This is a genomic window from Marinobacter mobilis (assembly GCF_900106945.1).
Lineage (GTDB): Bacteria > Pseudomonadota > Gammaproteobacteria > Pseudomonadales > Oleiphilaceae > Marinobacter > Marinobacter mobilis.
Genome location: NZ_FNNE01000003.1, coordinates 65,715 through 91,459 on the forward strand (window position 1 = coordinate 65,715; position 25,745 = coordinate 91,459).

The 25,745-nt window shown below is 57.1% G+C and carries 21 protein-coding genes and 3 tRNA genes; 15 read left to right on the forward strand and 9 right to left on the reverse strand.

The window, feature by feature from the left end; genetic code table 11:
• The first annotated feature begins 79 nt into the window (after positions 1 to 79).
• From BLV11_RS05140 to BLV11_RS05155, 4 genes are all read left to right on the forward strand, one after another.
• Positions 80 to 2,359 (forward strand): DUF1631 domain-containing protein, encoded by a 2,280-nt coding sequence (locus tag BLV11_RS05140; RefSeq protein ID WP_091811907.1) that lies wholly within the window; start codon positions 80 to 82, stop codon positions 2,357 to 2,359.
• 164 nt (positions 2,360 to 2,523) lie between these two features.
• Positions 2,524 to 3,069 (forward strand): 1,6-anhydro-N-acetylmuramyl-L-alanine amidase AmpD, encoded by a 546-nt coding sequence (gene ampD / locus BLV11_RS05145; protein ID WP_245725945.1) that lies wholly within the window; start codon positions 2,524 to 2,526, stop codon positions 3,067 to 3,069.
• A gap of 18 nt (positions 3,070 to 3,087) precedes the next feature.
• A complete protein-coding gene (locus tag BLV11_RS05150) occupies positions 3,088 to 3,969 on the forward strand; it encodes a CobD/CbiB family protein (RefSeq protein WP_091811909.1) in 882 nt (293 codons plus the stop codon).
• A 221-nt stretch (positions 3,970 to 4,190) separates the two neighbouring features.
• A complete protein-coding gene (locus BLV11_RS05155; protein WP_425433819.1) occupies positions 4,191 to 6,212 on the forward strand; it encodes a methyl-accepting chemotaxis protein in 2,022 nt (673 codons plus the stop codon).
• 46 nt (positions 6,213 to 6,258) lie between these two features.
• Here the strand turns inward: BLV11_RS05155 and BLV11_RS05160 are convergent, their stop codons facing one another.
• From BLV11_RS05160 to BLV11_RS05185, 6 genes are all read right to left on the reverse strand, one after another.
• Positions 6,259 to 6,825, reverse strand: a complete 567-nt coding sequence (locus BLV11_RS05160; protein WP_091811910.1) for a cob(I)yrinic acid a,c-diamide adenosyltransferase — start codon at positions 6,823 to 6,825, stop codon at positions 6,259 to 6,261.
• A gap of 51 nt (positions 6,826 to 6,876) precedes the next feature.
• On the reverse strand, positions 6,877 to 7,824 hold the full coding sequence (locus BLV11_RS05165) for a ketopantoate reductase family protein (RefSeq protein ID WP_091811911.1): 948 nt from the start codon (positions 7,822 to 7,824) through the stop codon (positions 6,877 to 6,879).
• 3 nt (positions 7,825 to 7,827) lie between these two features.
• Entirely contained in the window at positions 7,828 to 10,680 is a 2,853-nt protein-coding gene (locus tag BLV11_RS05170) for a valine--tRNA ligase (protein WP_091811912.1), read from the reverse strand.
• Positions 10,681 to 10,822: 142 nt separating this feature from the next.
• Positions 10,823 to 11,554, reverse strand: coding sequence for a polyamine aminopropyltransferase (locus BLV11_RS05175; RefSeq protein ID WP_091811913.1), 732 nt, complete (start codon positions 11,552 to 11,554; stop codon positions 10,823 to 10,825).
• A gap of 130 nt (positions 11,555 to 11,684) precedes the next feature.
• On the reverse strand, positions 11,685 to 12,164 hold the full coding sequence (locus BLV11_RS05180; RefSeq protein ID WP_091811914.1) for a DNA polymerase III subunit chi: 480 nt from the start codon (positions 12,162 to 12,164) through the stop codon (positions 11,685 to 11,687).
• The gene (locus BLV11_RS05185) at positions 12,151 to 13,644 is read right to left on the reverse strand and encodes a leucyl aminopeptidase (protein ID WP_091811915.1); all 1,494 of its coding nucleotides are present in this window, start codon (positions 13,642 to 13,644) and stop codon (positions 12,151 to 12,153) included. Before BLV11_RS05185 ends, BLV11_RS05180 begins: the two co-directional genes overlap by 14 nt.
• Before the next feature lie 197 nt (positions 13,645 to 13,841).
• Here BLV11_RS05185 and lptF point away from each other — a divergent pair, with 197 nt between their 5' ends.
• Positions 13,842 to 14,945: an LPS export ABC transporter permease LptF gene (gene lptF / locus BLV11_RS05190; RefSeq protein WP_091811916.1), complete on the forward strand. Its 1,104-nt coding sequence runs from the start codon at positions 13,842 to 13,844 to the stop codon at positions 14,943 to 14,945.
• Positions 14,938 to 15,999, forward strand: coding sequence for an LPS export ABC transporter permease LptG (lptG, locus tag BLV11_RS05195; RefSeq protein ID WP_091811917.1), 1,062 nt, complete (start codon positions 14,938 to 14,940; stop codon positions 15,997 to 15,999). The genes lptF and lptG overlap by 8 nt, the downstream gene beginning before the upstream one ends.
• A gap of 8 nt (positions 16,000 to 16,007) precedes the next feature.
• Here the strand turns inward: lptG and BLV11_RS05200 are convergent, their stop codons facing one another.
• A complete protein-coding gene (locus BLV11_RS05200) occupies positions 16,008 to 16,550 on the reverse strand; it encodes an RDD family protein (protein ID WP_091811918.1) in 543 nt (180 codons plus the stop codon).
• A gap of 268 nt (positions 16,551 to 16,818) precedes the next feature.
• On the opposite strand from BLV11_RS05200, the gene alaS reads away from it, so the two are divergent.
• From alaS to BLV11_RS05230, 6 genes are all read left to right on the forward strand, one after another.
• Positions 16,819 to 19,446, forward strand: coding sequence for an alanine--tRNA ligase (gene alaS / locus BLV11_RS05205; RefSeq protein WP_091811919.1), 2,628 nt, complete (start codon positions 16,819 to 16,821; stop codon positions 19,444 to 19,446).
• A 115-nt stretch (positions 19,447 to 19,561) separates the two neighbouring features.
• Entirely contained in the window at positions 19,562 to 20,794 is a 1,233-nt protein-coding gene (locus tag BLV11_RS05210) for an aspartate kinase (protein ID WP_091811920.1), read from the forward strand.
• Between the two features lie 179 nt (positions 20,795 to 20,973).
• Positions 20,974 to 21,171 (forward strand): carbon storage regulator CsrA, encoded by a 198-nt coding sequence (gene csrA, locus BLV11_RS05215; RefSeq protein ID WP_091811921.1) that lies wholly within the window; start codon positions 20,974 to 20,976, stop codon positions 21,169 to 21,171.
• 129 nt (positions 21,172 to 21,300) lie between these two features.
• A tRNA-Ser gene (locus tag BLV11_RS05220) sits at positions 21,301 to 21,390 on the forward strand.
• 57 nt (positions 21,391 to 21,447) lie between these two features.
• Positions 21,448 to 21,524, forward strand: a tRNA-Arg gene (locus BLV11_RS05225).
• A gap of 21 nt (positions 21,525 to 21,545) precedes the next feature.
• Positions 21,546 to 21,622 (forward strand) — tRNA-Arg (locus BLV11_RS05230).
• 252 nt (positions 21,623 to 21,874) lie between these two features.
• Here BLV11_RS05230 and BLV11_RS05235 read toward each other — a convergent pair.
• Positions 21,875 to 22,369, reverse strand: coding sequence for a CHRD domain-containing protein (locus tag BLV11_RS05235; protein ID WP_091811922.1), 495 nt, complete (start codon positions 22,367 to 22,369; stop codon positions 21,875 to 21,877).
• A gap of 140 nt (positions 22,370 to 22,509) precedes the next feature.
• Between BLV11_RS05235 and BLV11_RS05240 the strand changes: the two genes are divergently transcribed.
• On the forward strand, positions 22,510 to 22,935 hold the full coding sequence (locus tag BLV11_RS05240; RefSeq protein WP_091811923.1) for a hypothetical protein: 426 nt from the start codon (positions 22,510 to 22,512) through the stop codon (positions 22,933 to 22,935).
• Positions 22,936 to 23,583, forward strand: a complete 648-nt coding sequence (locus tag BLV11_RS05245) for a hypothetical protein (protein ID WP_091811924.1) — start codon at positions 22,936 to 22,938, stop codon at positions 23,581 to 23,583.
• 1 nt (position 23,584) lies between these two features.
• Here BLV11_RS05245 and BLV11_RS05250 read toward each other — a convergent pair whose 3' ends face one another.
• On the reverse strand, positions 23,585 to 24,124 hold the full coding sequence (locus BLV11_RS05250; RefSeq protein WP_091811925.1) for a DUF2058 domain-containing protein: 540 nt from the start codon (positions 24,122 to 24,124) through the stop codon (positions 23,585 to 23,587).
• A 129-nt stretch (positions 24,125 to 24,253) separates the two neighbouring features.
• Between BLV11_RS05250 and dbpA the strand changes: the two genes are divergently transcribed.
• Entirely contained in the window at positions 24,254 to 25,627 is a 1,374-nt protein-coding gene (gene dbpA / locus BLV11_RS05255) for an ATP-dependent RNA helicase DbpA (RefSeq protein WP_091811926.1), read from the forward strand.
• Positions 25,628 to 25,745: the final 118 nt, after the last annotated feature.

Below are 25,745 nucleotides of genomic sequence, written 5' to 3' on the forward strand. Positions count from 1 at the left end.
AAGGTGACGGTGGCAGCATCTATGATGTGCAATGTGCTAATTTTTTCAACTGATCCCGACGGCAGATTGGAGTAGTCCCATGACTCAGGGAAACAAGGTAGTGAATCTGCAAGGCCAGAGAGTGATGGGGCAGGCGAGTCTGCCTACTGTACTGGTGCGCCTGCGGGATGTATCCGGCAAAGGATTGCGCAATGTTCTGACCCAGTTTTTTGACAGCTCTGATGATGCGTTGTTCAACCTTGCCGAGAAGGCGGACTCCAACCAGGATCAGGAAGCGTTCTTTAATGCCATGCGGGAGCTTCGGCTGCGCCGCAAGCACATCATGGTTTCCATTCTCCAGTGGATGAGTCGCTCGTTCAATGAGATCGGTCGGTTTGATCCGGTCATCGGAGCGACGGATCTGGAGGAATATGATCAGGACTCCCTGTCGCTGATGGATGATGCCGATCTTGAGCAAAAGGTCGCCATCGATAATCTCATTACCAAGTTGCGTACCCGAAATAAGGAAGCCCTGGGCTTATTGGCTGAACGGGTTCGTCATCTATTGCCCGGGATTCAGCTGGCAGACCGCCAGATCCCGCTCAGTCCGGAAGTCATCTGCAGTGGCTTGTCTGAGGCCTGTGGAGACCTGGATATTGACATTCGCGCCAGGCTTACGGTGCTCAAACTGTTTGACCAGCTGTTGATCAATACCCTCGAAAAACTTTACAACGGTGCCAACCAGCTGTTGGCGCAGGAAGGCGTGCTTCCTGACCTCAAACGAGCCTCGTCAGGCGCGCGACCGGCCAACAAGGATACCGGCTACCGCAACCCGCCAATGACCGCCCGCAGCCCGTCCGACTCCGCTAGCGCACCGATGGATACTCGTACTGCCGACGCCCTTGCTGCCGCGCGCGGGCAGGCCACTTTTTCCGAACTCAGTGCATTGCTCCATCAGGGCGGACCAGGCTTGCCCGAAGGGGCAGAGGGTAGTGGCGTGGAGCTTGAAACCCCGGCGCTGATGGTGATGCTGGGGAATCTCCAGAAACCTGCAGCAGAGCGGGGGCCCACTCCGGAGGGGTCGCTGTCTGATCAGCTGAACGTCATTTTGCGACCGTTATCCAGTAAAGGGTATTCGGTCAAGCAGGTGGATAACGACGTTATCAACCTGGTGTCGATGTTGTTTGATTTCATCCTTGAAGATCGTCAGTTGGCGCCGACCATGAAGGCGCTGATTTCCCGTTTGCAGATACCGGTATTGAAAGTTGCTCTGATTGACCAGAGCTTTTTTAATCGCGGTGGCCATCCGGCCCGTAAACTGCTCAATGAGCTGGCGCTCGCGGCCATTGGCTGGGCTGAGAAATCTGAGGGCCAGCGCGACCCGTTGAAAGACAAGATTGAGTGGGTGGTTAACAACCTGCTTGATAACTTCACCGATAACGTAGAACTCTTCAGCGAACTGCTGTTGGAGTTCAGTCATTTCATGGACCTGGACCGGCGGCGTCGTGCCCTGGTTGAGCAGCGGCTGAAAGACGCTGAAGAAGGCCGGGCATTGCAAGAGCGGGCTAAGGCCGTCGTTGATGAGGTGTTGTCATCGGTGATTCGTGATCGCGATCTGCCTGCGCCGGTCAGTTCACTGCTGAACGAGCCCTGGCGGAAGTATCTGCAGTGGCTGATTCTGCGCAAAGGTGATGAAAGCCCGGAGTGGGCGGCTGCGGTCGAGCTGAGCCAGCGGTTGGTGTGGAGTGCAGATCCGGTGCCTTATGACGCCAATACCCGTACCGATCTGTTGCGGGCTATTCCGGGTATTGTCGATGGCTTGCGTAAGGGCTTGCAGACCATTTCCTGGGATCCGTTCGCGACTGACAACATCATCCGTGATCTCGAGCTGGCGCATGTGGATGTTTTCCAGCGACTGGTGACCAGCACGGTTGAAACTCGCCCGGCTGAAGCCCGGCCAGCGGAGGATGTTGCGGCTCCGGTTACAGAGGCTGTTGCGGCCGTCGCAGAGCCTGCGCCTGAGCCTGAGCCGGCTCCGATAACGCCTGAGCCGGCCACTGCAGACGTTGCTGCGGTTACCCCGGCCCCGGATGAATCCTTTGAGGCCTGGCTGGCAAAAGCCGATGCCCTGCCGGTGGGGTCCTGGGTTGAGTTGACGAGCGCCGATAATCGCATTCGCTGCAAGCTGGCGGCGTTCATCAAGGCGACGGGCAAGTTTATTTTCGTCAACCGGAATGGGGCCAAGGTGGCTGAACTCCAGCGGGAGGAATTGGCTGGGGCGCTGCAGGCGGGCGAGATTTCAATGTTGGATGATGGCCTGATCTTTGACCGGGCGCTGGAATCCATTATCGACAACCTGAGGCACAGCCGTCGGGATTGAAGCCTAACGCCTGGCCATGCAGGTGGCTGGCAACGCCGTTGGGAATGTGCTTCAATTTGAGGCGTTAACCACATGCGTTGCTGGCAATTTCTCCAACGCTCCGGCTTTGTGGGTACGCATTGACCTCCTCAAATCGAACACCCTCGGATTTACCGGATTCCCGGCTGCGGAATACCGGACTGATTCCTGAAGCACGCTGGTGTCCGTCTCCGAATTTCGGTGAGCGACCAGATGGCGCTACGATCTCCCTGTTGGTTGTCCATAATATCAGTTTGCCTCCGGGCCAGTTCGGTGGCGATCAGATCGAGCGTTTTTTCTGCAATCGGCTGGACCCGGCGGAGCATCCCTATTTTGAGACGATTGCGGACCTGCAGGTGTCTGCCCATGCACTGATCCGGAGGGACGGGTCCATCATCCAGTTCGTAAACCTGAAGGAGCGGGCCTGGCACGCAGGGCGTTCAAGTTTTTGTGGTGAGGATGAGTGTAACGATTTTTCCATCGGGATTGAGCTTGAGGGTACTGATGATATCCCCTATACAGAATCACAGTACCGCTCGCTGGCACGTATCAGCCAGCTGGTAATGGCGGCCTGGCCGGATATCACGATCGATCGTATCGCCGGTCACTGTGACATCGCCCCGGGGCGCAAGACCGATCCCGGGCCTGCGTTCGACTGGAATCAGTTTCGCCAATGCCTCAATGCAGGCTAGTCAGGAGATAAAAAATTCATGCCGCTGCTGATTTTCCTGCTGGCTTATCTGATTCGTCGACGCCTGGATGCCCTGGGGCGTTGGGATATCGCCCCTTTCTTCCGGCTTGTTTTTCACCGTGCGGCGCCGGAGCCGGAGCCTGAGAACAGCACCACCGGGTTGTTTCTGGTTTTTGTTGCTGCGTTGCTCCTGACCGTTATGGACTGGTCCTGGGCCTCCCGTGGCTTGGCTGTAATCGGATACCCGGTGGATCTTTTTCTGCTGTTGGTGTTGATGGGCGCCCCCGGCTGGCACTCTCTGGTCAAGATATACGGCGATGCCTGGCAGCGTGGTGACATGCAGGGTGCCTGGCACCACATCAAAGACAGTCTGCCGGCGCACGAGCGGGGTCAGGCGGGGTCACCGGATTCGATGCATCTGTCTTTCTCCACGCAACTGCTGACAGTGGTGTTTGAGCGCTACTTCCTGATTGTGTTCTGGTACGCCGTTGGCGGTATCGGGCTGGCTGTGTTTGCCCGTGGCGTGGTGGCGCTCCGCGATCTTTGGCCTCAGCCAGCGGCCCGCTACCGGTTCGCGCTGCTTGCCGAGATTGTCTCCTGGTTGCCGGTCCGGTTGCTCTCCTTCAGTTTCGGTCTCGCGGGTGATTTTTCCGGTTGGCTGAAAGAGGGGCGTCGTTATGCCTTAACACCATCGGCAAACGCCCGTACGGTATTGTTTACGGCAGCCAACAGTGCGCTTTCCGGCTACGCCCTGAATCCGAAACGCTTTGCCAGTCTGCATCCCGACGACTGGCTGGATTTTGGCCGTCGTAGCCTGCGGGCCATTCGGGATCTGCTCAACCGAAGTATGCTGGTCTGGGTCTGTTTACTGGCGCTGCTGGTGCTTGCCGGCTGGCTTTAGCAGGGCAGTTGAAGTCAGGAACCATGGGCATGGACGTTGAATAAAAGCGCCTTTCATAAAAAATTACAGTTTTTTGTCCTAAAGATTTGTCAAAATAGTGCGACAACTTAAGTAAGACCCGTGAATTTGCACTGAAAATTCCAAAAAACACATCATTGAAAAGAACAATAATCAGAACATAAGGGTTCCAACTCGTTGTTGCCCATGCTGGGGGAAAATACGTGAATAGTTTTATCTATCCTGCCGTAGCGCTGATGAACCGGCTGCCGATGTTTTACAAGTTCAGCCTTATCAGTATTTTGTTCCTGCTACCGATTGGAGGGTTGTCCTATCTTGTCGTCAGTGCCCTGAACCAGTCAGTGGGCACCTTGACCCGTGAAATCGAAGGTCTGGAACATGTCCGCCAGATTGACCAGTTGCTGGACGCTGCGTATACCTACCGTGATTATCGCGCCAGCGGTAAGATCAAGAACGAGCAGGATCTGATCGCTGAGTCGGAGCAGGCGGCGGCGGCCATCGATGAAACCTTTTCTACCCTGTTGTCAGCAAGTGCGGAATACGATGTTGACGGAAACTGGCGTCAGCAGGCTGAAAATCTTCAGTCCGAATGGGCCCGGCTCCGTACCGAAGACACCTATCTCGGCAACGTTGTACCCCAGTTCAATTACTATCAGGAATTTGTCCAGAAGGCCCGCGCTCTGCTGACGTCTACCCTGGAAATATCCGGGCTTGGCCAGGATGCCTCCCAGGAAAACCTGGTACTGCTTAAGCTCGTCAATAATAACGTTCAGAATGCACGTAGCGTCATGGGGGAGGCCCGCAGCCTGGGTATCTTTGCCTTGTTGGATGGCCAGGTTGGTTATGCCCTCAGCGAAACCCTGAACGAAGTCTACGACCAGATGACGAATGGCTACGCCCAGTTCGGGCCGGCACTGGCAGTAGCGTCCAGCGGGTTTTCGGCCGAGGCTGGTGGGGTGGTTGATGGCGCCGGCGAGAGCCTGATGGTGGTTCGCGATTCCCTGGACGTCAATGTCATCACCCCGATGCGTCCAGATATGCCATGGAGTGAGTTCAACGCTGAGGTGAGTGGTCAGCTCGGGCACTTGGGGGAACTCAACCGGTTGGCGTTGCAGGTAGTTGAGGGGAACATCAATGGCCGCCTCAATGATGAAACCAATCAACGTACGCTGATCTTTGTGGCCCTGACGGTTGTGTTGCTGGTGGTGGTGTACCTCTATGTGGGCTTTTTTGTCTCGGTGCGCACGGCAATCGGTCGTTTCAGCCATGCGGCTCGCACCGTGGCGGCAGGTGATATGACGGTTCGGATTGAGCTCGATAACCGCGACGAACTGGGCAGTCTGACCACCGAGTTCAATGACATGACCAGCAAGATGGCTGAACTGATCCGCTCGGTCAGTTCTACCACGGCGGATGTCGATCAGCAGGCTTCACGGGTCAACGATACGGCCGCGATGAGCAGTGAAGCCTCTGCCCGCCAGATGGACGAAACGAACCAGATCACCGATGCGATGCAGCAGATGGTGGATGCCGTGCAGGAAGTTGCTGAAAGCGCCCTGCGAGTGTCTGACAGCGCCAATGGTGCTGAGAGGGATACCGAAACCGGTCGTGAAGTCGTGGCAGACACGGTCAGTACCATTAACCACCTGGCTGTTGAGATCAACAGTGCCGTTGAGGTGATCAATCGGGTCAGCCAGGACAGCGATAGCATCAGCCAGGTGCTGGTAGAGATCAAGGCCATCGCTGAGCAGACCAACCTGCTTGCCCTCAATGCTGCTATCGAGGCCGCCCGTGCGGGCGAACAGGGGCGTGGCTTTGCGGTCGTGGCGGATGAGGTCCGTTCGCTGTCGCAGCGCACCCACAAGTCGACCGAAGAGATTGAGGGCATGATCTCCCGCTTGCAGAGCGGAGTGAGAGATGCTGTATCAGCAATGACCAACAGCCACCAGGTAACTGAAACCACGGTTGGTAAGTCCACCGAGGTAACGGAAGCCCTCGATAGGATTGCCCGTGGCATCACCACCATTGTCGATATGAGCCATCAGATTGCGCAGGCCGCCGAGGAGCAGGCGGCGGTGGTCAAAAACGTCAACACCAACGTCGAGCAGATTGGTACCCTGGGGCAGCGTACTGCCGCCAACGCCGAGGAAACCCTGGGCGCCTCCCGCGAGATGTCAGACCTTACGGCGTCACTGCAGCGGATGGTGGAAGCCTTCCGGGTCTGATTGCAGACCCATCCTGAATGGCGCTGAAAGAATCCGGTTGCCGGGCTTAACCACCCCGGGGATCGGATTTTTTTTGTTCCCAAAGAATCTCTTCAGCGCCCTTGCGGCGAGCCAGCACTCGCGCAATCACGAACAGCAGGTCGGAGAGCCGGTTGAGATACTGGCGGGCGCCATCGTTGATTGCATCTTCCTGGCCGAGCGCGACGACAATGCGTTCGGCCCGACGGCAGACCGCGCGGGCGAGATGACATTGGGCGGCCGCAGGTGATCCGCCAGGCAGGATGAAGTTCTTCAGAGGGGGCAGGTTGGCATTATGATGATCCAGGGTTTGCTCCAGCCACTGGATGTGGTCTGCACCAATGATGGTGCTCCCGGGGATGGCAAACTCACCGCCCAGATCGAACAGGTGATGCTGGGTTCGGCGCAGCATCTCGATAAATAGGTCGTTTTCCTGCAAATCCTCAATGAGTAGCCCCAGATGGCAATTGAGCTCGTCAACGGTCCCCATCGCCTCGATCCGTAAGGCGTTTTTAGCGATCCGGTTGCCGTCGGCAAGGCCTGTGCTTCCGTCGTCGCCGGTGCGAGTGTAGATTTTTGAGAGTCGGTTGCCCATCGGAAGGGTCCTGTCTGATTGGAAGTGTGTTGGTGTCTTGCCTGCGGCGCGTCAGCAGTGAGTGAGTGCTCTGACACGCTCCGCAAGCATCCGGTTGGTGGCCAGTTCCAGATTGAGCGCTTCGCCCCGGCTGGCAACGTATCCGTTGATGTAATCAATTTCAGTTGGCCGGTTTTTCAGCACATCTGCGCGCATGGACGACGTATTGAGCGCGGTGGCTCGCGCCACCGTTTCGATCGTTTCTCTGAGGGCATCCGCAGACGGTGAGTTCAGGCCCTCTCTGGCCATCAGCTGATGAAGTTCCTGGCACAGGGGGTCAATGTGTTGCAGGTAAAACGGGTGCGCAAGAATGTCCCCATTGACGCAGTTCAGCAACGCTGTAAAGGGATTGATACCCGCATTGACGATAAGCTTTTGCCAGAGCCGTTGATGGATTTCCGGCTCCGGAAAAACGCGAAGGCGGCTGTTCTGAAGGTGGCGGACAACGGTCGGCAGACAGTGTTCAGCATTGGGGGTCAGGCTGCCGATGCTGGTCTGTCCCCGTCCTGCGTGAATGGTCAGGTGTGCTGATGGGTTGTTGGCGCCTTCGGTGGTGACCGCAGCGAGAATCGGGCGTTCCGGCCAGCGGGCGGCGATGCGTTGCTGGCTGCCCATGCCATTCTGAAAAAGCACAACAGGAATGTCCCGGGGCAGTCGCGTGATATGGCGTTCGAGGGCCGGCAGGGCGTCGGCCGCTTTGGTGGTCACCAGCAGGCAGTCGGCCCTCGGCAAGGGCTGAGCTGTTTCACAATACGGAATTGAGGCGGGGTACTGGTTGCCGTCGGCAGCTTGAAGACGATACTCGCAGCAGCGGGCTGCGGGGACGGTATCCCTGGGAATGAAACGAACGCGTTGAGGAGGCAGGCTGGCCGCCCAGAGACGGCCTATGGCACCGGCCCCCAGGATCAGGGTAAATCCCCCCGAGGCAGAGGTTGCCTCCTGGTGGCGCGGTGCGGCCATGGTTTACATCGCCTCGATGGCTTTACGCTGCTCGCTGAGACGGCTCTGACTGCTCTGAGCGTCGCGAAGTTTGTCCTTTTCCTTCTCTACGACGTCGGCCGGCGCTTTGGCGGTGAACTTTTCGTTGCCGAGTTTGCCTTCCAGGCGACCAATTTCCTTGCCCAGACGGTCCAGCTCCTTGTCCAGTCGCGCCAGTTCAGCGGCCTTGTCGATCAGCCCTGCCATCGGCACCAGTACTTCCATTTCACCAACCAGCTGAGTGGCAGACATCGGAGCTTCTCCGCCGTCGAACCAGTCCAGGCTTTCCAGTTTGGCAAGGGAAATGAGGAACTGGCGGTTCTCAGTCATCCGGCGCTGGTCTTCGGTGCGGTCACCGCGCAGCAGCACGGGAATTTGCTTGGCCGGGGAAATGTTCATTTCTCCGCGGATGTTGCGTACGGCAACGATGACGCCTTTCAGCCATTCGATGTCGGCAGTTACGGTGTCATCCTGACGCTCGCCGTCGGCCTGCGGGTAGGGCTGGAGCATAATGCTGTCACCCTGTTTTCCGGCCAGCGGTGCAATACGCTGCCAGATTTCTTCAGTGATGAACGGCATGATCGGGTGCGCCAGGCGCAGCACCGCTTCCAGAACCCGAACCAGAGTGCGGCGGGTGCCACGCTTGGCCTCGTCGCTGGCGGCCTCGTCGTTCAGCACGGGCTTGGACAGTTCCAGGTACCAGTCGCAGTATTCGTTCCAGATGAACTCGTACAGGGCGTGGGCCGCCAGATCGAAGCGGTACTGCTCCAGATGCCGGGTGACCTCCTGCTCGCAGCTTTGCAGCTCGTTAATGATCCAGCGGTCCGCCAGGGACAGCTCAACCGGCTCGTTGTTCACGCCACAGTCTTCGCCTTCGGTGTTCATCAACACATAGCGCGCCGCATTCCACAGCTTGTTGCAGAAATTGCGGTAGCCTTCAAGCCGGCGCATGTCCCAGTTAATGTCACGACCTGTGGAGGCCAGTGCTGCCAGCGTGAAACGCAGGGCATCGGTGCCGTGGGCGGCAATGCCTTCGGGGAATTCCTTCTGCGTACGCTTGCCAATCTTCTCGGCCAGCTGGGGCTGCATCATGTTACCGGTGCGCTTTTCCAGCAGGGTGTCCAGTTCGATACCGTCGATCATGTCCAGTGGGTCGAGTACATTGCCCTTGGACTTCGACATTTTGTGGCCGTGCTCATCACGGATCAGGCCGGTGACGTAGACGGTCTTGAACGGAACCTGCGGACTGCCGTCTTCGTTCTTCATGAAATGCATGGTCATCATGATCATCCTGGCAACCCAGAAGAAGATGATGTCAAAGCCGGTCACCAGCACGTCGGTCGGGTGGAAAGTTTGCAGGCGGTCGGTGTTTTCCGGCCAGCCGAGGGTTCCAAAGGTCCACAGGGCTGAGGAGAACCAGGTGTCGAGTACGTCGTCATCCTGCTTCAGTTCCAACTCAGTGCCCAGGCTGTACTTCTCGCGCACCGCGGCTTCGTCATGGCCGACATAGATATTGCCGTCAGCATCGTACCAGGCCGGGATACGGTGGCCCCACCACAGTTGGCGGGAAATACACCAGTCCTGGATGTCCCGCATCCAGGAGAAGTACATGTTTTCGTATTGCTTGGGCACGAACTGGATGCGACCGTCTTCTACCGCTTCGATGGCGGGCTTGGCGAGGGTCTTGGCATCAGCAAACCACTGATCGGTCAGCATTGGCTCAATGATCAGGCCGGAGCGGTCACCGCGGGGAACGCTCAGCACATGATCTTCGACCTGCTGCAGCAGTCCGGCAGTGTCCAGATCGGCCACGATCAGCTTGCGGGCGTCTTCGCGGGATTTGCCGGCGTAGGCTGCAGGAAGGGTGCCGTCGATGTCACCGTTGGCGCTGCCGTCGGAATTGAATACTTCGGCAAGCTCACGGATGTTGGCATCCTGGGTCATGACGTTGATCATCGGCAGGCTGTTGCGTTTGCCGACGGCGTAGTCGTTGAAATCGTGGGCCGGGGTGATCTTGACGCAACCGCTGCCTTTTTCCGGGTCGGCATGGTGGTCGCCGACAATCGGAATTTCACGGTTCACCAGCGGCAGCAGAACTTTCTGGCCAATCAGGTGCTGGTAGCGCTCATCGTCCGGATGTACCGCTACCGCGGTGTCGCCCAGCATGGTTTCCGGACGTGTGGTGGCGACCACCAGATAATCCTTGCCATCTTTGGTGGTGGCGCCATTGGCCAGCGGATAGCGTAAGTGCCAGAAGTAGCCCTTTTCTTCCTTGTTCTCCACCTCCAGGTCGGAGATGGCTGTGTGCAGTTTGGGGTCCCAGTTCACCAGACGCTTGCCGCGGTAGATCAGGCCATCGTCGTACAGGCGGATAAACACTTCCTGCACGGCCTTGTAGAAGCCTTCGTCCATGGTGAAGCGTTCATGATCCCAGTCTACGGAATTACCCAGGCGACGCATCTGGCGGGTGATGGTGCCACCGGAGTGCTCTTTCCAGTCCCAGATGCGCTTGATGAATTCCTCCCGGCCCAGATCGTGACGGGTTTTTTCTTCTTCAACGGCCAGCTTGCGTTCAACCACCATTTGGGTGGCGATGCCGGCATGGTCGGTGCCGACCTGCCAGAGCGTGTTGTTACCCTGCATACGCTTATAGCGGGTGAGGGTGTCCATGATGGTGTGCTGGAACGCATGACCCATGTGCAGGCTGCCGGTGACGTTGGGCGGCGGAATCATGATGCTGTAGGGCTGTCCCTCGCCGGAAGGACGGAAGTACCCTTTGGATTCCCAGTTTTCGTACCACTGGCGCTCAATGTTTTCTGGCTGGTAGGTTTTTTCCATGGGTTTTGCTGGTGACCGGTCTGGTTAATGAAATTCAGAATTTGAAGATCGGCAATTATACATGCTCGAAGTGGGCGCGGCGAACCCCCGAATCTGCAGGTTCGTCCGCTGCGCTGGGGCTCATCATTACCGTTACGATGGATCAGTCCTGTTTTCGGGCCACGTAGACGGTATTGAACGATTCCCGGTTCTGGAACGGGTTAAAAAAGGTGATCACGTGACAGGCGACGTCGGTAAACACCGCTCGCAGACTGGCCATGAACTCCGCGTCTTCGGCTTCGTTGGACCACATGGCAAAAATACCGCGGGGCTTGAGCTGATGAGCCATCAGGCCAAGGTTGGTTGGGGTATAGAAGCTGGCGCTGGAATCGTGCAGCAGGGCCCGTGGTGAGTGGTCGATGTCGAGCAGGATGGCATCGAACTGGCGTCCGGGTGCCGCGGGGTCGAAGCCACCGGCGTCCGGGGAGGCGACAGCCAGCTCGAAAAAGTTGCCGTGGATGAATCGGTTGCGTGGATCGGCATTCAGTTCTTTGCCCAGGGGGACGTTTTCCTGCTGATGCCAGCGGATGACCGGTTCGAGATACTCAACGATGAGCAGCTCGCTGACCCGCTTGTGTTTGAGGGCTGCAACACCGGTATAGCCGAGGCCCAGTCCGCCGACAACGACACTCAGGCTATCGCCTTCGGCGGCATTGAGTCCGATGTCTGAAAGGGCAACTTCGGCGTCCACAAACATGCTGGACATCAGGAACTCGTCGCCAAGCTTGACCTCGTATATGTCGCGCTCCCCCAGGGCAGGGATCCGGCGACGGCGCAGCGAGATGTCGCCAATGGCGGATGGTTGCATGTCGATTTCTTCAAATAGCAGTCCCAAACTGGTTCCCCTCTGAATCGGCTTATGGTTGCCTGGCGGTTGGTGAACGATGATCTGTTCCGGCTCAGGATACGGGTGATGGCTTGGCTGTAGGCCACGAGGTATTCCTGCTTGCGGCAGGCTCCCCGGGTTATTGCTTGCGAAAATCATGGACCCGAGGCTCAATGCCCATGGCCCGCAATTGTTTGTAGTGGGAGCGGGCCTGATTGAGGGTGGCCGGGTCGTTATGAGCCACCAGGGCCAGGCGTTTAAAACGGCTGGCGTCGGCGGGCAGGGTGGTGGCCAGCATGACTACGGTATCCCACTGCTCCGCAACAGGTGGGCAAAGCAAGAGGGCTACTGGTTCGCTGCAGGTGGTGTTGATATCCGACACCACTCGGTGAGGAATGAAAGCATCGGGACTAAACTGCCATAGCAGATCGTCCAGCTCCTGGGCCTGTTGGTCGTTGTCGCACACCACGCAAACCCGGTCACCCTGTTGCCACGCTTTGTCCACCAGCCGCACCGCATGGAGGTTGCGGGCAGCTGGGGTGTTCTGGGCCAGGATGTGGAACCAGTAGGACTGATCCCCGGACGCCTGGCTTGAGGGTTCGGATTTACTGCTGTGCATGAGACATCAGATAGTCAACCAGCAGGGGGACCGGACGGCCGGAAGACCCTTTGGCTTTGCCAGAGTGCCAAGCAGTACCGGCGATGTCCAGGTGAGCCCAGCGGTATTCCTTGGTGAAACGGGAGAGGAAGCAGGCGGCAGTAATCGTGCCTGCCGGGCGACCACCAATGTTTTGCATATCGGCAAAGTTGCTGTCGAGCTGGGACTGGTATTCGTCCCACAGCGGCAGGCGCCAGGCGCGGTCGCAGGCCCGCTCACCGGATGCCAGCAGCTCAGAGGCCAGTTGGTCATCGTTGCTCAGCAGGCCACTGGCATGATGACCCAGGGCAATGATGCAGGCGCCAGTCAGGGTCGCGAGGTCGATAACGACTTCCGGATCAAAGCGTTTGACGTAGGTGAGGGCGTCACACAGTACCAGTCGCCCTTCGGCATCGGTATTGAGGATCTCAACAGTCTGGCCAGACATGGAGGTAACGATATCTCCGGGGCGGGTGGCATCGCCGCTCGGCATGTTTTCTGCGGCAGCAATGACGGCAACCACGTTAATCTTTGGCTGGGTCTCAGCGAGCACTTTCATGGCCCCGAACACAGAGGCAGAGCCGCCCATGTCATACTTCATCTCGTCCATGCCTTCGCCCGGCTTGAGGCTGATGCCACCGGTATCGAAGGTGATCCCTTTACCGACCAGCACGTAAGGCTTGTCTTTCGGTTTGCCACCACGGTATTCCATGATGATCAGTCGAGCGGGCTGTGCGCTGCCTGCGGATACCGCCAGCAGGGTGTTCATACCCAGCGCCTTCATCTGCTCTTCATCAAGGATTTCGGTCTTGAGGCCGTCGTAGTCCTTGGCCATTTGCTCGGCCTGCTCGGCCAGCCAGGTCGGGTGACAGATGTTGGGCGGGGTGTTGCCAAGGTCGCGGGTAAAGTTCATGCCCTTGCCGGTGGCAAGGCCAAGCTCAAAGGCGCTCTTGAGTGGCTTGCTGGCTGCGGAGGCCGCAACGGTGACTTTCTTGAGTTTGCGGGCGGCTGGCTTTTCCGACTTGTAGTCGGTAAAGGTATAAAGCTGTTCTTCAAGAGCGCGGCCAATCAGATTTAGGCGGTTTGATTCACTGCTTGCCTGTTCGTCGCCGGTGGTCGAGGTGTCGGCCAGCGCAATCAGTGCGTGCGGGGCAATGCCGTCCTTGATCTGGCCAATGGCAGCGGTAATGACCTTGCGGAAGTTGGTTGGGGTGCGGTCCTTGTCCGCTCCGGTGCCGACCACCAGTACTCGTGACCAGGGCTGTCCGGTCAGGGGAATCAGCTGGCAGCTGCCGCGTTTGCCGGAGATGTCGCCACTCTTTTCCAGTTGACCCAGCAGTCCGCCCAATGCCTCATCCACCTGTTGGGTGGTGGCTGGCCATTCGCCCTTTTCGGGCAACGCAACGACAATGCTATCTGCTTTGATGCTGCTGATGGGTTTACTGCTCAGAGTGAAATTCATGGCAACTCCCGAAATTTTAATGTGTTTGTGGCCCTACCATGGGGGCCCGGGCGGAATAGTTCAAGCGCCCGTCCGGAAATAGGCAGGTCAGGCAAAAGCGTCTGGGTGGTCTGTCATTCGCCGGTCAGGTTACATAGAATACCCCACATTCAGAATGTTGCACCTAACCTACAACATCCCGGTCAGAAGAGACGTCCTTGAGCATAGTTTTCCGTTACCTCACCCGACAAGTCATGGTCAGCATGCTGGCGGTGTCCGGCGTGCTGCTCATGGTGTTCATGAGTGGCCGCTTTATCAAATACCTGGCGGATGCCGCTGCAGGCAAGATTTCCGGCGATGTGCTCTTCCTGATCATGGCCTATCGTTTTCCCGGATTTCTTGAGCTGATCCTGCCGCTGGGCTTCTTTATCGGCATCCTGCTGGCCTATGGTCGCATGTACCTCGAGAGCGAGATGACCGTGCTGTATGCCTGCGGGGTCAGCGACCGACAGGTACTGTCGCAGACCCTGATTGGCAGCCTGCTGGTGATGCTGGTCGTTGGCTTTATGAGCCTTTACCTGACGCCCTGGGGGATGAAGCAGGTTGAAAATATCTTCAATGAACAGCGGAACGCTACGGAGTTCGAGTTGCTGGCGCCCGGGCGATTCCAGGCGTTGTCTTCCGGCGGACGTGTGACCTACACGGAAAGCCTGAGTGACGACAAGCGCAAGCTGTTCGGGGTCTTTATCGCCGAATTCAATCGCGGTGAACCGGGGTTGACCGTGATCGCAGCCGATTCAGGTTCCCAGTTGGTGGATGAAAATACCGGCAGTCGTTTCCTGGTGCTTGAGGGTGGTTCCCGTTATGAGGGGGCGCCGGGAAGCCTGGAATACCAGGTAACCACGTTTGATGCCTATGGACTGAAAGTGGAGGGTGGCGATACCCGGGAACGCCAGGATGAAGAGGCTATCAGCACCATGGAGTTGCTGGCATCCGACGACCCGAAAGCGCGGGCGATGTTGCACTGGCGTCTGTCGTTGCCGCTGATTGTGCCCATTGTGACCCTGCTGGCCGTCAGGCTCAGCCGGGTCAATCCGCGGCAGGGTCGATTCTTCCATTTGCTGCCGGCTATGCTGGTTTACATCCTGTATCTCGGGCTGTTGATTGTGGCTCGGGATGCCCTGGAAGATGGCAAGGTGCCGGAATGGATCGGCATGCTTTGGGTTCATGCGCTGTTCCTGTTATTTGCGCTCTGGCTTCAGTTCGGGCCGCCCTGGCTCTACCGCCGCCGGATGATCCGGGAGGGCCGCACCCATGCGTAAGCTTGATGGGTACGTGATGCGGACCGTAGGTGGGGCCATGTTCCTGGTGATGGTGGTCGTGCTGTCACTGGACCTGATCTTTGCCTTTATTGCCGAGCTCGACGACACGCGCGGCGACTATCAGACACTGCAGGCACTGATGCATGTGTTTCTTACGCTGCCTCGCCGAATCTACGACTACCTCCCTCTGGGGGCGTTCATGGGCTGCCTGGTGGGGCTGGGCGCAATGGCGAGTTCTTCTGAGCTGACGGTTATCCGGGCGGCAGGGGTCTCGATTCGCCGCATTGTCTGGTCGGCAATGAAGCCTACGCTGGTGGTCGTTCTCATCGGGCTGCTGATTGGTGAATACGTTGCACCTCCCAGTGAGCGGCTGGCTCAGAGTCAGAAGGCGGTGGCGCGGGGAGCCAGCCAGAACATTGCCTCGTCAGGGGGTATCTGGCACCGGGAAGGCGACACCTTCATCCATCTCAACGCGGTTGAACCGAATGGGGTTCTGCACGGTGTCAGCCTGTTCCGGTTTTCAGAGCGCCGGTCCATGATGACTGCCACGTTTGCTCCACGAGCCATCTATCAGGGCGACCATTGGCTGCTCCAAAATGTTCGAACCACTGTGTTCTCTGATCTGTCCACCGAGCGGGAGCGGCATCAGCAGCTGCGATGGGAAACGGGGTTGTCGCCCTCGGTGCTCAGTGTGCTGATTGTAAAGCCGGAAAATCTGTCGGTCCGGGGACTCTATACCTACGCCAGTTACCTGGACGATCAGGGGCTGAGCGCGGCCAGTTACTGGCTGGCGTTCTGGAAGAAAGTGCTGATGCCTGTGGGTACCGGGGTGATGGTACTGGTGGCAATCTCCTTTATCTTCGGTCCACTGCGTTCGGTGACGATGGGCTTTCGGGTGTTTACCGGGCTCATTGTCGGCCTGCTGTTCAAGTACATGCAGGATCTGCTGGGACCTATGAGCCTGGTGTTCGGTTTTAACCCGGTGATAGCCATCCTGGCGCCTATAGCGATCAATGCCCTGGTCGGGGCGTTACTGATGCGGAGGGCAGGCTGACCTTCTTGTCAGCTTGCGGTCTGTTTCGGGTTGGGCAGGCGCACCAGTTGGCTGCTGGAGAGGCGGTCGGTCAGTGACTCCCCGTTGATGGGCCAGAACGCCGCGAACAGCCCGGGAAGAACAATGATCAGGCTCCAGCTTCCCCAGTTATAAAGTCCGAGCAAGGCCAGGAACAGGGCAAACGAAGCGACCATGAAGCGTTTCAGAGCCTGGCTCCAGCTGATCGACACGCCATTGATATTCTGCACCCGGATACGCCATACCTGCATGCCCAGGGTTTGCCCGTTACGGGTCCAGAAGTAGCCAAAGAACAGATAGAGCACGATGAACAGCACACTGCTGAGCAATGGGTCGGCTTTCATCTGGCCAGTGGTCATCATTTCCTCGTAGCGATCGAAGCCAATCGCGAACGCCGCCAACATGGTGTAGATCCAGGATGTCACCAGAAGCACCGCGATACAGATCAAACCGTCGTAAATCATTGCCAGGCTGCGTCTGAGCATCGGTGCGGGTGGTAGTAACTGGTCTTCGTCATGAAATCTGCGGGGCATGAAATTCTCCTGGCGCCGGCTGAAAATGGATCATGGCAATCGGGGGAAGGCGAGTATAACCGGATTGACTGCCCTGTGCAGGTCTCCATAAGCCCGCAGTGGCGGTAGCTGTTGAGAAGTAATCCGTTTTTCCTGTAGGCGGCGTATGCTAGAGTAGCGGATTTGCCGTCGGGCCACTTTGTTGACAGCCGGTTAACAATCTTAGGGGTGGCCAGGGCACTATCCTATTTCTTACTGAACAGCTGATATTTGGATCAGGGCAGGGTTTATGAAAACCGCAGATTTGCGACAGGCATTTTTCGATTATTTCCAACACCAGGGCCACACCGTTGTACCGAGCAGTTCGCTGGTGCCTGCAGACGACCCTACTTTGCTGTTCACCAATGCTGGCATGAACCAGTTCAAGGATGTCTTCCTGGGACGTGAACAACGTGACTACAGTCGTGCCACCACGGCCCAGAAGTGTGTTCGTGCTGGCGGTAAGCACAACGACCTGGAAAACGTTGGCTACACGGCCCGTCACCACACCTTTTTTGAAATGCTGGGTAACTTCAGCTTCGGCGACTACTTCAAGGCCGACGCCATCCGGTTTGCCTGGACTTTCCTGACCGGCGATGACTGGCTTGGGCTGCCCAAGGAGAAACTCTGGGTCACGGTTTACGCATCCGACGATGAAGCCTACAACATCTGGGTCAACGACATGGGTGTGCCGGAAGAGCGTATGGTTCGTATCGGCGACAACAAGGGCGCTCCTTACGCCTCGGATAACTTCTGGCAGATGGGAGATACGGGTCCCTGTGGTCCCTGTACCGAGATTTTCTTCGATCATGGGCCTGATGTCGCGGGCGGTCCTCCCGGTAGCCCGGAAGAAGATGGCGATCGCTATATCGAAATCTGGAACGTTGTCTTCATGCAGTACAACCGCACCGCAGAGGGCGACATGCTGCCGCTGCCCAAGCCTTCGGTCGATACCGGCATGGGGCTGGAGCGGATCGCTGCGGTGTTGCAGGGCGTTCATAGCAACTACGAAATTGATTTGTTTGAAAACCTGCTCAAGGCCGCTTCGGAGGTATTGGGTGGTGTGGCCACAACTGAAGCATCCCTGCGAGTGGTGGCGGATCACATTCGTTCTTGTGCGTTCCTGATTGCCGATGGGGTTATGCCGTCCAATGAGGGGCGTGGTTTCGTTCTGCGCCGGATTATCCGACGTGCTGCCCGGCATGGTAACAAGCTTGGTGCCCAAGGGCCGTTCTTCCATAAGCTCGTCGGCGCTCTGGTGAACCTGATGGGCGAGGCCTATCCCGAACTCGCACGTACCCAGGCTCAGATTGAAAAAGTCCTGCTGCAGGAAGAAGAGCAGTTTGCCAAGACTCTCGACAAGGGCCTGCGACTGTTGGAGCAGGATATTGCCGAGCTGGAAGGTACAACCATCCCCGGTGAAACCATCTTCACGCTTTACGATACCTATGGCTTCCCTGTGGACCTGACCAATGATATCGCCCGTGAGCGTGGTCTGACCCTGGATTATGAGGGTTACGAAAAGGCGATGAATGATCAGCGCGAGCGCGCCCGTGCCGCAAGCAAGTTCGGCATTGACTATAACGCTGGCCTGAAGCTGGAAGGTAAGACCGAATTTACCGGTTACGAGAACGTTGATGGGCGCGAATCCGTGCGGACGGTTATCGTCGGTGGTGAAGAGCGCACGGCCACCGCCGGTGAAGAGGCGATGGTGGTGCTGGAGAAAACACCGTTTTACGCCGAGTCAGGTGGTCAGGTGGGTGACACCGGCCTGCTGACCTGGGAAGGCGGACGCTTTGAAGTGACTGATACCCGTAAAGAAGGGGATAACCATCTTCATATCGGTAAAGTGCTGGAAGGTGCGCTTGCCGTTGGTGAGGTTGTTGAAGCAAGGGTTGATCACGCTCGTCGTCAGGCAACGGCCCTGAACCACTCGGCGACACACTTGCTGCATGCTGCGTTACGCAAGGTGCTGGGCGAGCATGTCAGTCAGAAAGGCTCCCTGGTGGATCCGGACAAGCTGCGATTCGATTTCTCCCATTTCGAGGCTGTGACGGCGGATGAGCTGAAGGAGATCGAGCATCAGGTCAATCAGCAGATTCTGGCCAATACTCCGGTTGAGACGGAAATCACCGATATGGAGCGTGCTCAGCAGAAGGGTGCAATGGCCCTGTTTGGTGAGAAATACGGCGACAGCGTGCGTGTCCTGAGCATGGGCACCGATGCCTACTCGGTCGAGCTGTGTGGCGGTACCCACGTTTCCCGCACCGGAGATATCGGCTTGCTGAAGGTGATCTCGGAAGGTGGTATTTCTTCCGGTGTACGCCGGATTGAAGCAGTGACCGGATTCAACGCCCTGGCCTGGGTTGACGAGAGTGACCGTAAGCTGCGTGAGGCGGCCCAGCTGGTCAAGGGAACCCGTGATAGTCTGCTCGAAAAAGTGCAGTCGACCCTGGAGCGCAATCGCCAACTCGAGAAGGAGATGGAGCAGCTTAAGGCCAAGTTGGCCAGTTCCGCAGGTTCCGATCTGGCGGCCTCAGCCGTTGAGGTGAAGGGGTTCAAGGTGGTTGCCGCTGAGCTTGAAGGTGCCGACCGCAAGACGCTGATGGACACTGCAGACCAGCTGAAGAACAAGCTGGGCGAAGGCGTTGTTGTGTTGGCCAGCATTGAAGACGGCAAGGTTACCCTGGTGGCCGGTGTCACCAAGTCTGCGACGAGTAAGGTTAAGGCTGGAGACCTTATGAAGCACCTGACGGCCCAGGTTGGCGGTAAAGGTGGTGGCCGTCCTGATATGGCGCAGGGCGGCGGTACCGAACCTGAAAAGCTGCCGGCAGCGCTTCAGGGTGTGGCTGGTTGGGTTGATGAAAACCTGTCTTAAGACCTGTCGGCTATTACCTGAATGGCGGTGTATGTATATAATTCCGCCGGTTTGACTGATGACTGACGGCGCCAGTGGTGCCGTTGTGGGTCCCTGACTGAATATTGGGCATAAAATGGCGCTTTTGGTTCAGAAATTTGGTGGCACCTCGGTAGGCACCACCGAAAGAATAGAGGCGGTGGCAGATAAAGTCTGTCGTTTCCGCAATGAAGGGCATGATGTCGTGGTGGTGGTGTCCGCCATGAGTGGCGAAACCAATCGTCTGATTGGCTTGGCCAGCGCGATTATGGAAGAGCCGACGCCCAGGGAAATGGACGTGTTGGTGTCCACCGGCGAACAGGTCACCATAGCGCTGCTGTCGATGGCGCTGCAGAAGCGTGGCTGTGATGCCCGTTCCTACACTGGTAGTCAGGTGCGTATCCTGACCGACAGTACCCACACCAAGGCGCGTATTCGTCAGATTGATGAGCAGCGTATGCGCGAAGATCTCGATGCGGGCCGGGTTGTTGTGGTTGCCGGTTTCCAGGGTATCGATGAGAGCGGCAACATTACCACGCTCGGTCGTGGTGGTTCCGATACCACCGCTGTTGCGCTCGCGGCAGCGCTGAAAGCGGATGAATGCCAGATTTACACCGATGTGGATGGGGTCTACACCACCGATCCCCGTGTCGTGGACAGCGCCCGTCGGCTGGATCGCATCACGTTTGAAGAAATGATTGAGATGGCGAGCCTGGGGTCTAAAGTGCTTCAGATTCGTTCCGTCGAGTTTGCAGGAAAATACAACGTACCGCTTCGTGTTCTGTCGAGCTTTCAGGACGGTGGCGGCACCCTGATTACATTTGAGGATGACGAGGCCATGGAACAACCGGTTGTTTCCGGCATTGCTTTTAACCGAGACGAAGCCAAACTGACGATTGCCGGTGTGCCGGACACTCCGGGCAGTGCCTTGAGTATTCTGAAGCCCATCAGCGAAGCCAATATTGAAGTGGACATGATCGTCCAGAACGTGGGTGCCGATAACCGGACCGATTTCACCTTCACGGTTCATCGCAACGATTTTAATCGTGCCCGTGACGTTCTGACCAAAGTGTCCAATGATCTGGGCGCCCGAGAAGTCAGCGGCGACAACAAGATCGCCAAAGTCAGTATTGTTGGCGTTGGCATGCGCTCTCACGCTGGTGTTGCGACGACCATGTTTGAAGCGCTGTCCCACGAAGGTATCAATATTCAGATGATTTCGACTTCTGAAATCAAGATTTCCGTCGTGATCGATGAAAAGTATCTTGAGCTTGCGGTCAGGGCGCTTCATAGTGCTTTTGATCTGGATAAGGCGGAAGGAGAGGCCTGATCAGCGAACGTGCTGGCTAGAGGTCCAAACCCTTGAGATAAGGGTGTGATTCGTGGTTTGAGGGCGTTGGAAATCCCTTATAAGGAATTGTTCGCCTTTCAAACCATGAGTTTACCCACTATAACGTTATATAAAGATAAATTGTCGGAACTTGTAGCTCTGAAAAGGGAGTATTGGACATGTTGATTTTGACTCGCCGTGTGGGCGAAACCTTGATGGTCGGTGATGACGTAACCGTGACCGTACTCGGGGTAAAGGGGAATCAGGTACGCATTGGTGTGAATGCACCAAAAGAAGTAGCGGTTCACCGGGAAGAAATTTATCAGCGGATTCAGAGTGAAAAAGACTCTGACGAGCCGGAGCCCGGCAACTGCTGAAGGTTATCAAAAAGCCGCTCAAGGGAAACCCGGGCGGCTTTTTTGGTGGTCCTGAAAACCCGCAGAAAAAAATGTTGTGTCAACCCTATGAAAATTGAAATTTTCTGGTAGTATACGCGGCGTTCTCAAGGAGAGGTGGGTGAGTGGCTGAAACCAGTTCCCTGCTAAGGAACCGTACGAGCAATCGTACCGAGGGTTCGAATCCCTCCCTCTCCGCCATTTGCCTTTCAGGAAATAGGGAACCGTTGAGATAGCGCTCAACAGATTTTGATACACGCGGCTGTAGCTCAGCTGGATAGAGTACCTGGCTACGAACCAGGCGGTCGGAGGTTCGAATCCTCCCAGCCGCGCCATCAAAATCAACCAAGTTTTAAGCGGCTGTAGCTCAGCTGGATAGAGTACCTGGCTACGAACCAGGCGGTCGGAGGTTCGAATCCTCCCAGCCGCGCCATATCAAACAAAAAACCCTGCCTAGTGCAGGGTTTTTTGTTTGTATGCTTCAGAGTCTGAAAGGATTTGAACCGACAGAGGTTCGACCGGAGCATGCTGTGCATGCGGAGGAACGTCGGAGCGTTGCGACGACGGCCCCGAAAGGGGAGGGCGCAGCCCGAATAATCCTCCCAGCCGCGCCATATCAAACAAAGAACCCTGCCTAGTGCAGGGTTTTTTGTTTGTATGCTTCAGCGTTTAACTCCACGCCTTATTACATTCCTTGATGCGGCCCCATCAGTTGCCCGCGAATCGCGCCCGCCGGATATTCAGGGTTGTGGATGTTGATGTAGAAGTCAGACGGGTTCTCAAGTATCCGCTTAACAATGCCGGCTTCACCGGTGGGGAATTTACCTTCCTCTCCTTCGGTCAGGCAGTCGGCAGCATCGCCATCCTCGGGGCCGGCCAGCATGGCAATCGGGTCACCATTGCCGGTTGCGCCTGCTTCATGGATGTGGGCCGCCATTCCTTCGCCAACTGGCACCATGGCGATGTTCTCGACCTGAATGACATAGCACAACGTCGTTGGGTCACCGTCTACACCAAACACATGGGCATGCCCCTTGCCATCTGGATCACCGTCGGTTCCCACCAGGTTGTCTGCTGACAGGTGGGTGGACAGCACGTGGTTGGTATGGCCGGCGTGAGCGGTCAGGGAAAGGCCCAGTGCGGTGGTGAGAGCGAGAGTCTTGAGTGTCAGTTGTTTCATGTGTATCTCCAATGGTTTTAGTGATCATTGGGTAATGCGTTTCAGGGGCGGGTATAGATGCATCCAGTGGCGAAAAAAATTGGGGGGCTGGTCTAAGCTGTAGGTAAGGAGGCGCAATTCAGGCCTTCGGGGAGGGGGGTATGAGTCTATCAATCGTTCCTTTAAGCGTCGTTTCGCTGGTGTCCTTGTTGAGTTGGTCCGCCGTCTCGCTGGGTCAGCCTGTTGATGACGCTCTTGAAGGTATGAGGTTTGATGGGGTGCTTCGGCAAGCGGATGCTTCCAGCGGTGGCGACAAGGATCAGCTGGTGTTCGAGCAGGGGCTGTTTCTGTCTCGTGCCTGTGAGGCATACGGCTTTGGTCGGGCTGCTTATGAGGTCTATGAAGTAGAGGAAAGTGGGGGACAGGTGTACTTTGCCGCGACGGTGACCAGCCCGACCCATGGCCAGATGGAGTGGCGTGGGGTGGTTGGTAATAACCGGGTTGAGGCTGAGGTTGTCTGGACCAAGGAGCGCTGGTATTGGGATACTCGGCGTGAGTATCGGTTTACCGGAGTGGCGACCCCATAGATGCCCACTTGGCATCGCTGTTTCCGCTTACTCCTTTTAATCGGCGGTGCGCTGGGCCTTAACCTGCTCGGTCATTCTCTGGTGGCGTGGCTCGATTTTCAGGTTTTTCCCCGTCATGAGCTGGTGCTGCATGCCATGGTGCTGGGTGCGTCGGCGCTCTACATTGTACTGATGGCGGTTCCGTTCATGCCCGGGATCGAGGTTGGCCTGGCGTTGCTTGTGCTTCTTGGTGGTAGTGGCGCCTTGCTGGTCTACCTTTGCACCGTTCTGGCCTTATCTGTGAGCTTCTGCTGTGGTCGCTTTATGCCACGCCGCACGTTAAGTCGCTTGCTGTCCTGGTTGTATTTCGAACGGGCTGCCAGGCTGGTGGCCTATCTTGAATCCTTGCCACCGGAAGAGCGGTTGAACGGGCTGTATGAGAGTGTGCCTTCGGGGGTCGTGCCTTTTATTCTGAGGCATCGGTATCTGGCCGTTGTTGTAATGCTGAACGTGCCGGGAAATGCCCTGGTCGGCGGTGGCGGGGGGATAGCCATGTTACTGGGGATCAGTCGTCTGATGCCGTTTTATCTGTTCCTGCCAACAGTGGCACTGGCGGTTGCGCCTGTGCCACTGGCGTTTTACATCAGCGGCGTGATGTCGGCTGGATGATCTACCACATCAGGTCATCCGGGATTTCGTAACCTGCATAGGGATCGTCTTCTTCAGGCTCAGACTGCTGGGGCTTGTCATGTAAGACAACCACGGCAGTTTCCTCGCGTTCCATGATTTTTCGAGCAACGGCTTCGGCAACCACTTCATACTGGTCATTGATGCATACAATGGCCAGTCGTCCGCGGGATAGCTGGTCCACCATGGCCGGCTCAACAAGCAGTTTCTTGATCTTCTTGTTGTGCACGAACTGATAGGACTCGGTGCCGCGGCTGCGGTCGAGGCGGTTAGTTTCTATCAGCTGGCGTATTTGTGCGTGGATGGCTTTCTGCTCAGCCTCTTTCTGGCGTTCCAGGTTCAGCTGGCGATCCCGTTCGGCTTTTTCCTGGCGGGCTTGCTGAGCGCGGATCTGGCTTTCACTGACTTCTGTTGCGCCCTTGGGTTGCTGCTTCCGCTTCTTGCGCTTTTCCTGGCGGACGGCCTTAGCTTTCTTTTCATCGGCAAGGCCCGCCTTTAAAAGTTGCTCCTGTAATGATGCCATTTACGGCTCCGTAGCGTTGTTTCCAGACTCATGAAGGATGATCCGGTAGTATACGCCTACTGGAATCATTCCCGTAAGCATTCAGCGTGGGGGAGTGATTGGAAGGCTTTTGTCTATTGGATCCCATATATGTCCTCTTTTAATGAGCTGCCGTTGTCGCGGTCTATGCAGAGCAACCTGTCGCAGCTTGGCTATAGTGAACCCACTCAGGTGCAGGCTAAAACCATTCCTCTTGCCATCAAGGGAAAGGATGTCATCGCCATGGCCAAAACCGGGAGTGGTAAGACGGCTGCGTTTGGTATAGGTCTGGTTGAGGGGCTCAATGCTCGGCATTTTGCCTGTCAGGGCCTGGTGCTATGCCCCACCCGGGAGCTGGCGGACCAGGTGGCGAAATCTCTGCGTCAGCTGGCGCGGGCGAAACAAAACGTCAAGGTGCTCACGCTTTGTGGTGGTGTGGCAATTGGCCCGCAGATAGGTTCGCTGAGTCATGGCGCGCATCTGATTGTGGGCACGCCCGGGCGAATTCAGGATCACCTGCGCAAAGGCACGCTAAACCTCGATCATCTCCGCACCGTTGTGCTGGATGAGGCGGACCGGATGCTCGACATGGGATTTCGTGAGGTGATCACGGATATTCTGGAACAGGCGCCGGCGTCTCGTCAGACGCTGATGTTCTCAGCCACCTGGCCGGACGCCATTCGCCAGATGAGCTCCAACTATCAACGTGAGCCTGTGGATGTCCGGGTCGTCGACCAGGAAGAGGCTCCTGACATAGATGAGCAGTTTTACCGGATTGCCCCGGGCGAGCAGGGTAACGCTCTGATGGCGGTGCTATCCCGTTGGCAGCCGTCTTCCTGCATCGCATTCTGCACGACCAAACAACAGTGTGACGACATTGCCGAAGAGCTAAATAGCAATGGATTCAGCGCTCTGGCAATCCATGGAGACCTTGAGCAGAGAGATCGGGATGAGGCGCTGGTCCGGTTTGCGAATGGCAGTGTCAATATTCTGGTGGCCACGGATGTCGCTGCCCGAGGCCTCGATATCAAAGCGTTGCCACTGGTGGTCAATGTTGAGCCGGCAAGGGACAGTGAAGTGCATACGCACCGGGTTGGTCGTACCGGTCGGGCGGGTGAGTCCGGTCATGCCGTTACTCTGTGCACGCCACCTCAGGAACACCGGGTTGAGCGGATGGGGCACGAGCGGGAGATGGCGCTGACGTGGGGCGATACTGAGCGCCTGCTGGCGGTTTCCCGGGTACCGGTCGCGAGCTCGATGAGTACCCTGTGTATCGCCGGTGGCCGTAAGGACAAGGTTCGCCCCGGCGACATTCTTGGGGCTCTGACAGGCGAGGGCGGGTTGCCCGGAGCGGCGATCGGCAAGATCGATCTGTTTGATTTCCAGAGCTTTGTCGCGGTGGAGCAGCGATTGGCCCGCAAGGCCCTGTGGGCCTTGGAAAACGGGAAAATCAAAGGGCGCAGGTTTCGGGTCCGGCTGGTCTGAGAGCCACTACTGATCGTCCCATTTTGTCAGGTTTTTGGCCTGCGGCCCCGGCTCATTTTGGTTGCGCCTCAGGGCGGAAGTCGGTAAATTACGCGGGATTTTGCCCCCCGAAAGTTGG

Coding starts and splice junctions, on each gene's coding strand:
- BLV11_RS05140 (WP_091811907.1), top strand. CDS start 80: ATGACTCAGGGAAACAAGGTAGTGAATCTGCAAGGCCAGAGAGTGATG.
- BLV11_RS05150 (WP_091811909.1), top strand. CDS start 3,088: ATGCCGCTGCTGATTTTCCTGCTGGCTTATCTGATTCGTCGACGCCTG.
- BLV11_RS05160 (WP_091811910.1), bottom strand. CDS start 6,825: ATGGGCAACCGACTCTCAAAAATCTACACTCGCACCGGCGACGACGGA.
- BLV11_RS05165 (WP_091811911.1), bottom strand. CDS start 7,824: ATGGCCGCACCGCGCCACCAGGAGGCAACCTCTGCCTCGGGGGGATTT.
- BLV11_RS05170 (WP_091811912.1), bottom strand. CDS start 10,680: ATGGAAAAAACCTACCAGCCAGAAAACATTGAGCGCCAGTGGTACGAA.
- BLV11_RS05180 (WP_091811914.1), bottom strand. CDS start 12,164: ATGCACAGCAGTAAATCCGAACCCTCAAGCCAGGCGTCCGGGGATCAG.
- BLV11_RS05185 (WP_091811915.1), bottom strand. CDS start 13,644: ATGAATTTCACTCTGAGCAGTAAACCCATCAGCAGCATCAAAGCAGAT.
- lptG (WP_091811917.1), top strand. CDS start 14,938: ATGCGTAAGCTTGATGGGTACGTGATGCGGACCGTAGGTGGGGCCATG.
- BLV11_RS05200 (WP_091811918.1), bottom strand. CDS start 16,550: ATGCCCCGCAGATTTCATGACGAAGACCAGTTACTACCACCCGCACCG.
- alaS (WP_091811919.1), top strand. CDS start 16,819: ATGAAAACCGCAGATTTGCGACAGGCATTTTTCGATTATTTCCAACAC.
- BLV11_RS05210 (WP_091811920.1), top strand. CDS start 19,562: ATGGCGCTTTTGGTTCAGAAATTTGGTGGCACCTCGGTAGGCACCACC.
- csrA (WP_091811921.1), top strand. CDS start 20,974: ATGTTGATTTTGACTCGCCGTGTGGGCGAAACCTTGATGGTCGGTGAT.
- BLV11_RS05235 (WP_091811922.1), bottom strand. CDS start 22,369: ATGAAACAACTGACACTCAAGACTCTCGCTCTCACCACCGCACTGGGC.
- BLV11_RS05240 (WP_091811923.1), top strand. CDS start 22,510: ATGAGTCTATCAATCGTTCCTTTAAGCGTCGTTTCGCTGGTGTCCTTG.
- BLV11_RS05245 (WP_091811924.1), top strand. CDS start 22,936: ATGCCCACTTGGCATCGCTGTTTCCGCTTACTCCTTTTAATCGGCGGT.
- BLV11_RS05250 (WP_091811925.1), bottom strand. CDS start 24,124: ATGGCATCATTACAGGAGCAACTTTTAAAGGCGGGCCTTGCCGATGAA.
- dbpA (WP_091811926.1), top strand. CDS start 24,254: ATGTCCTCTTTTAATGAGCTGCCGTTGTCGCGGTCTATGCAGAGCAAC.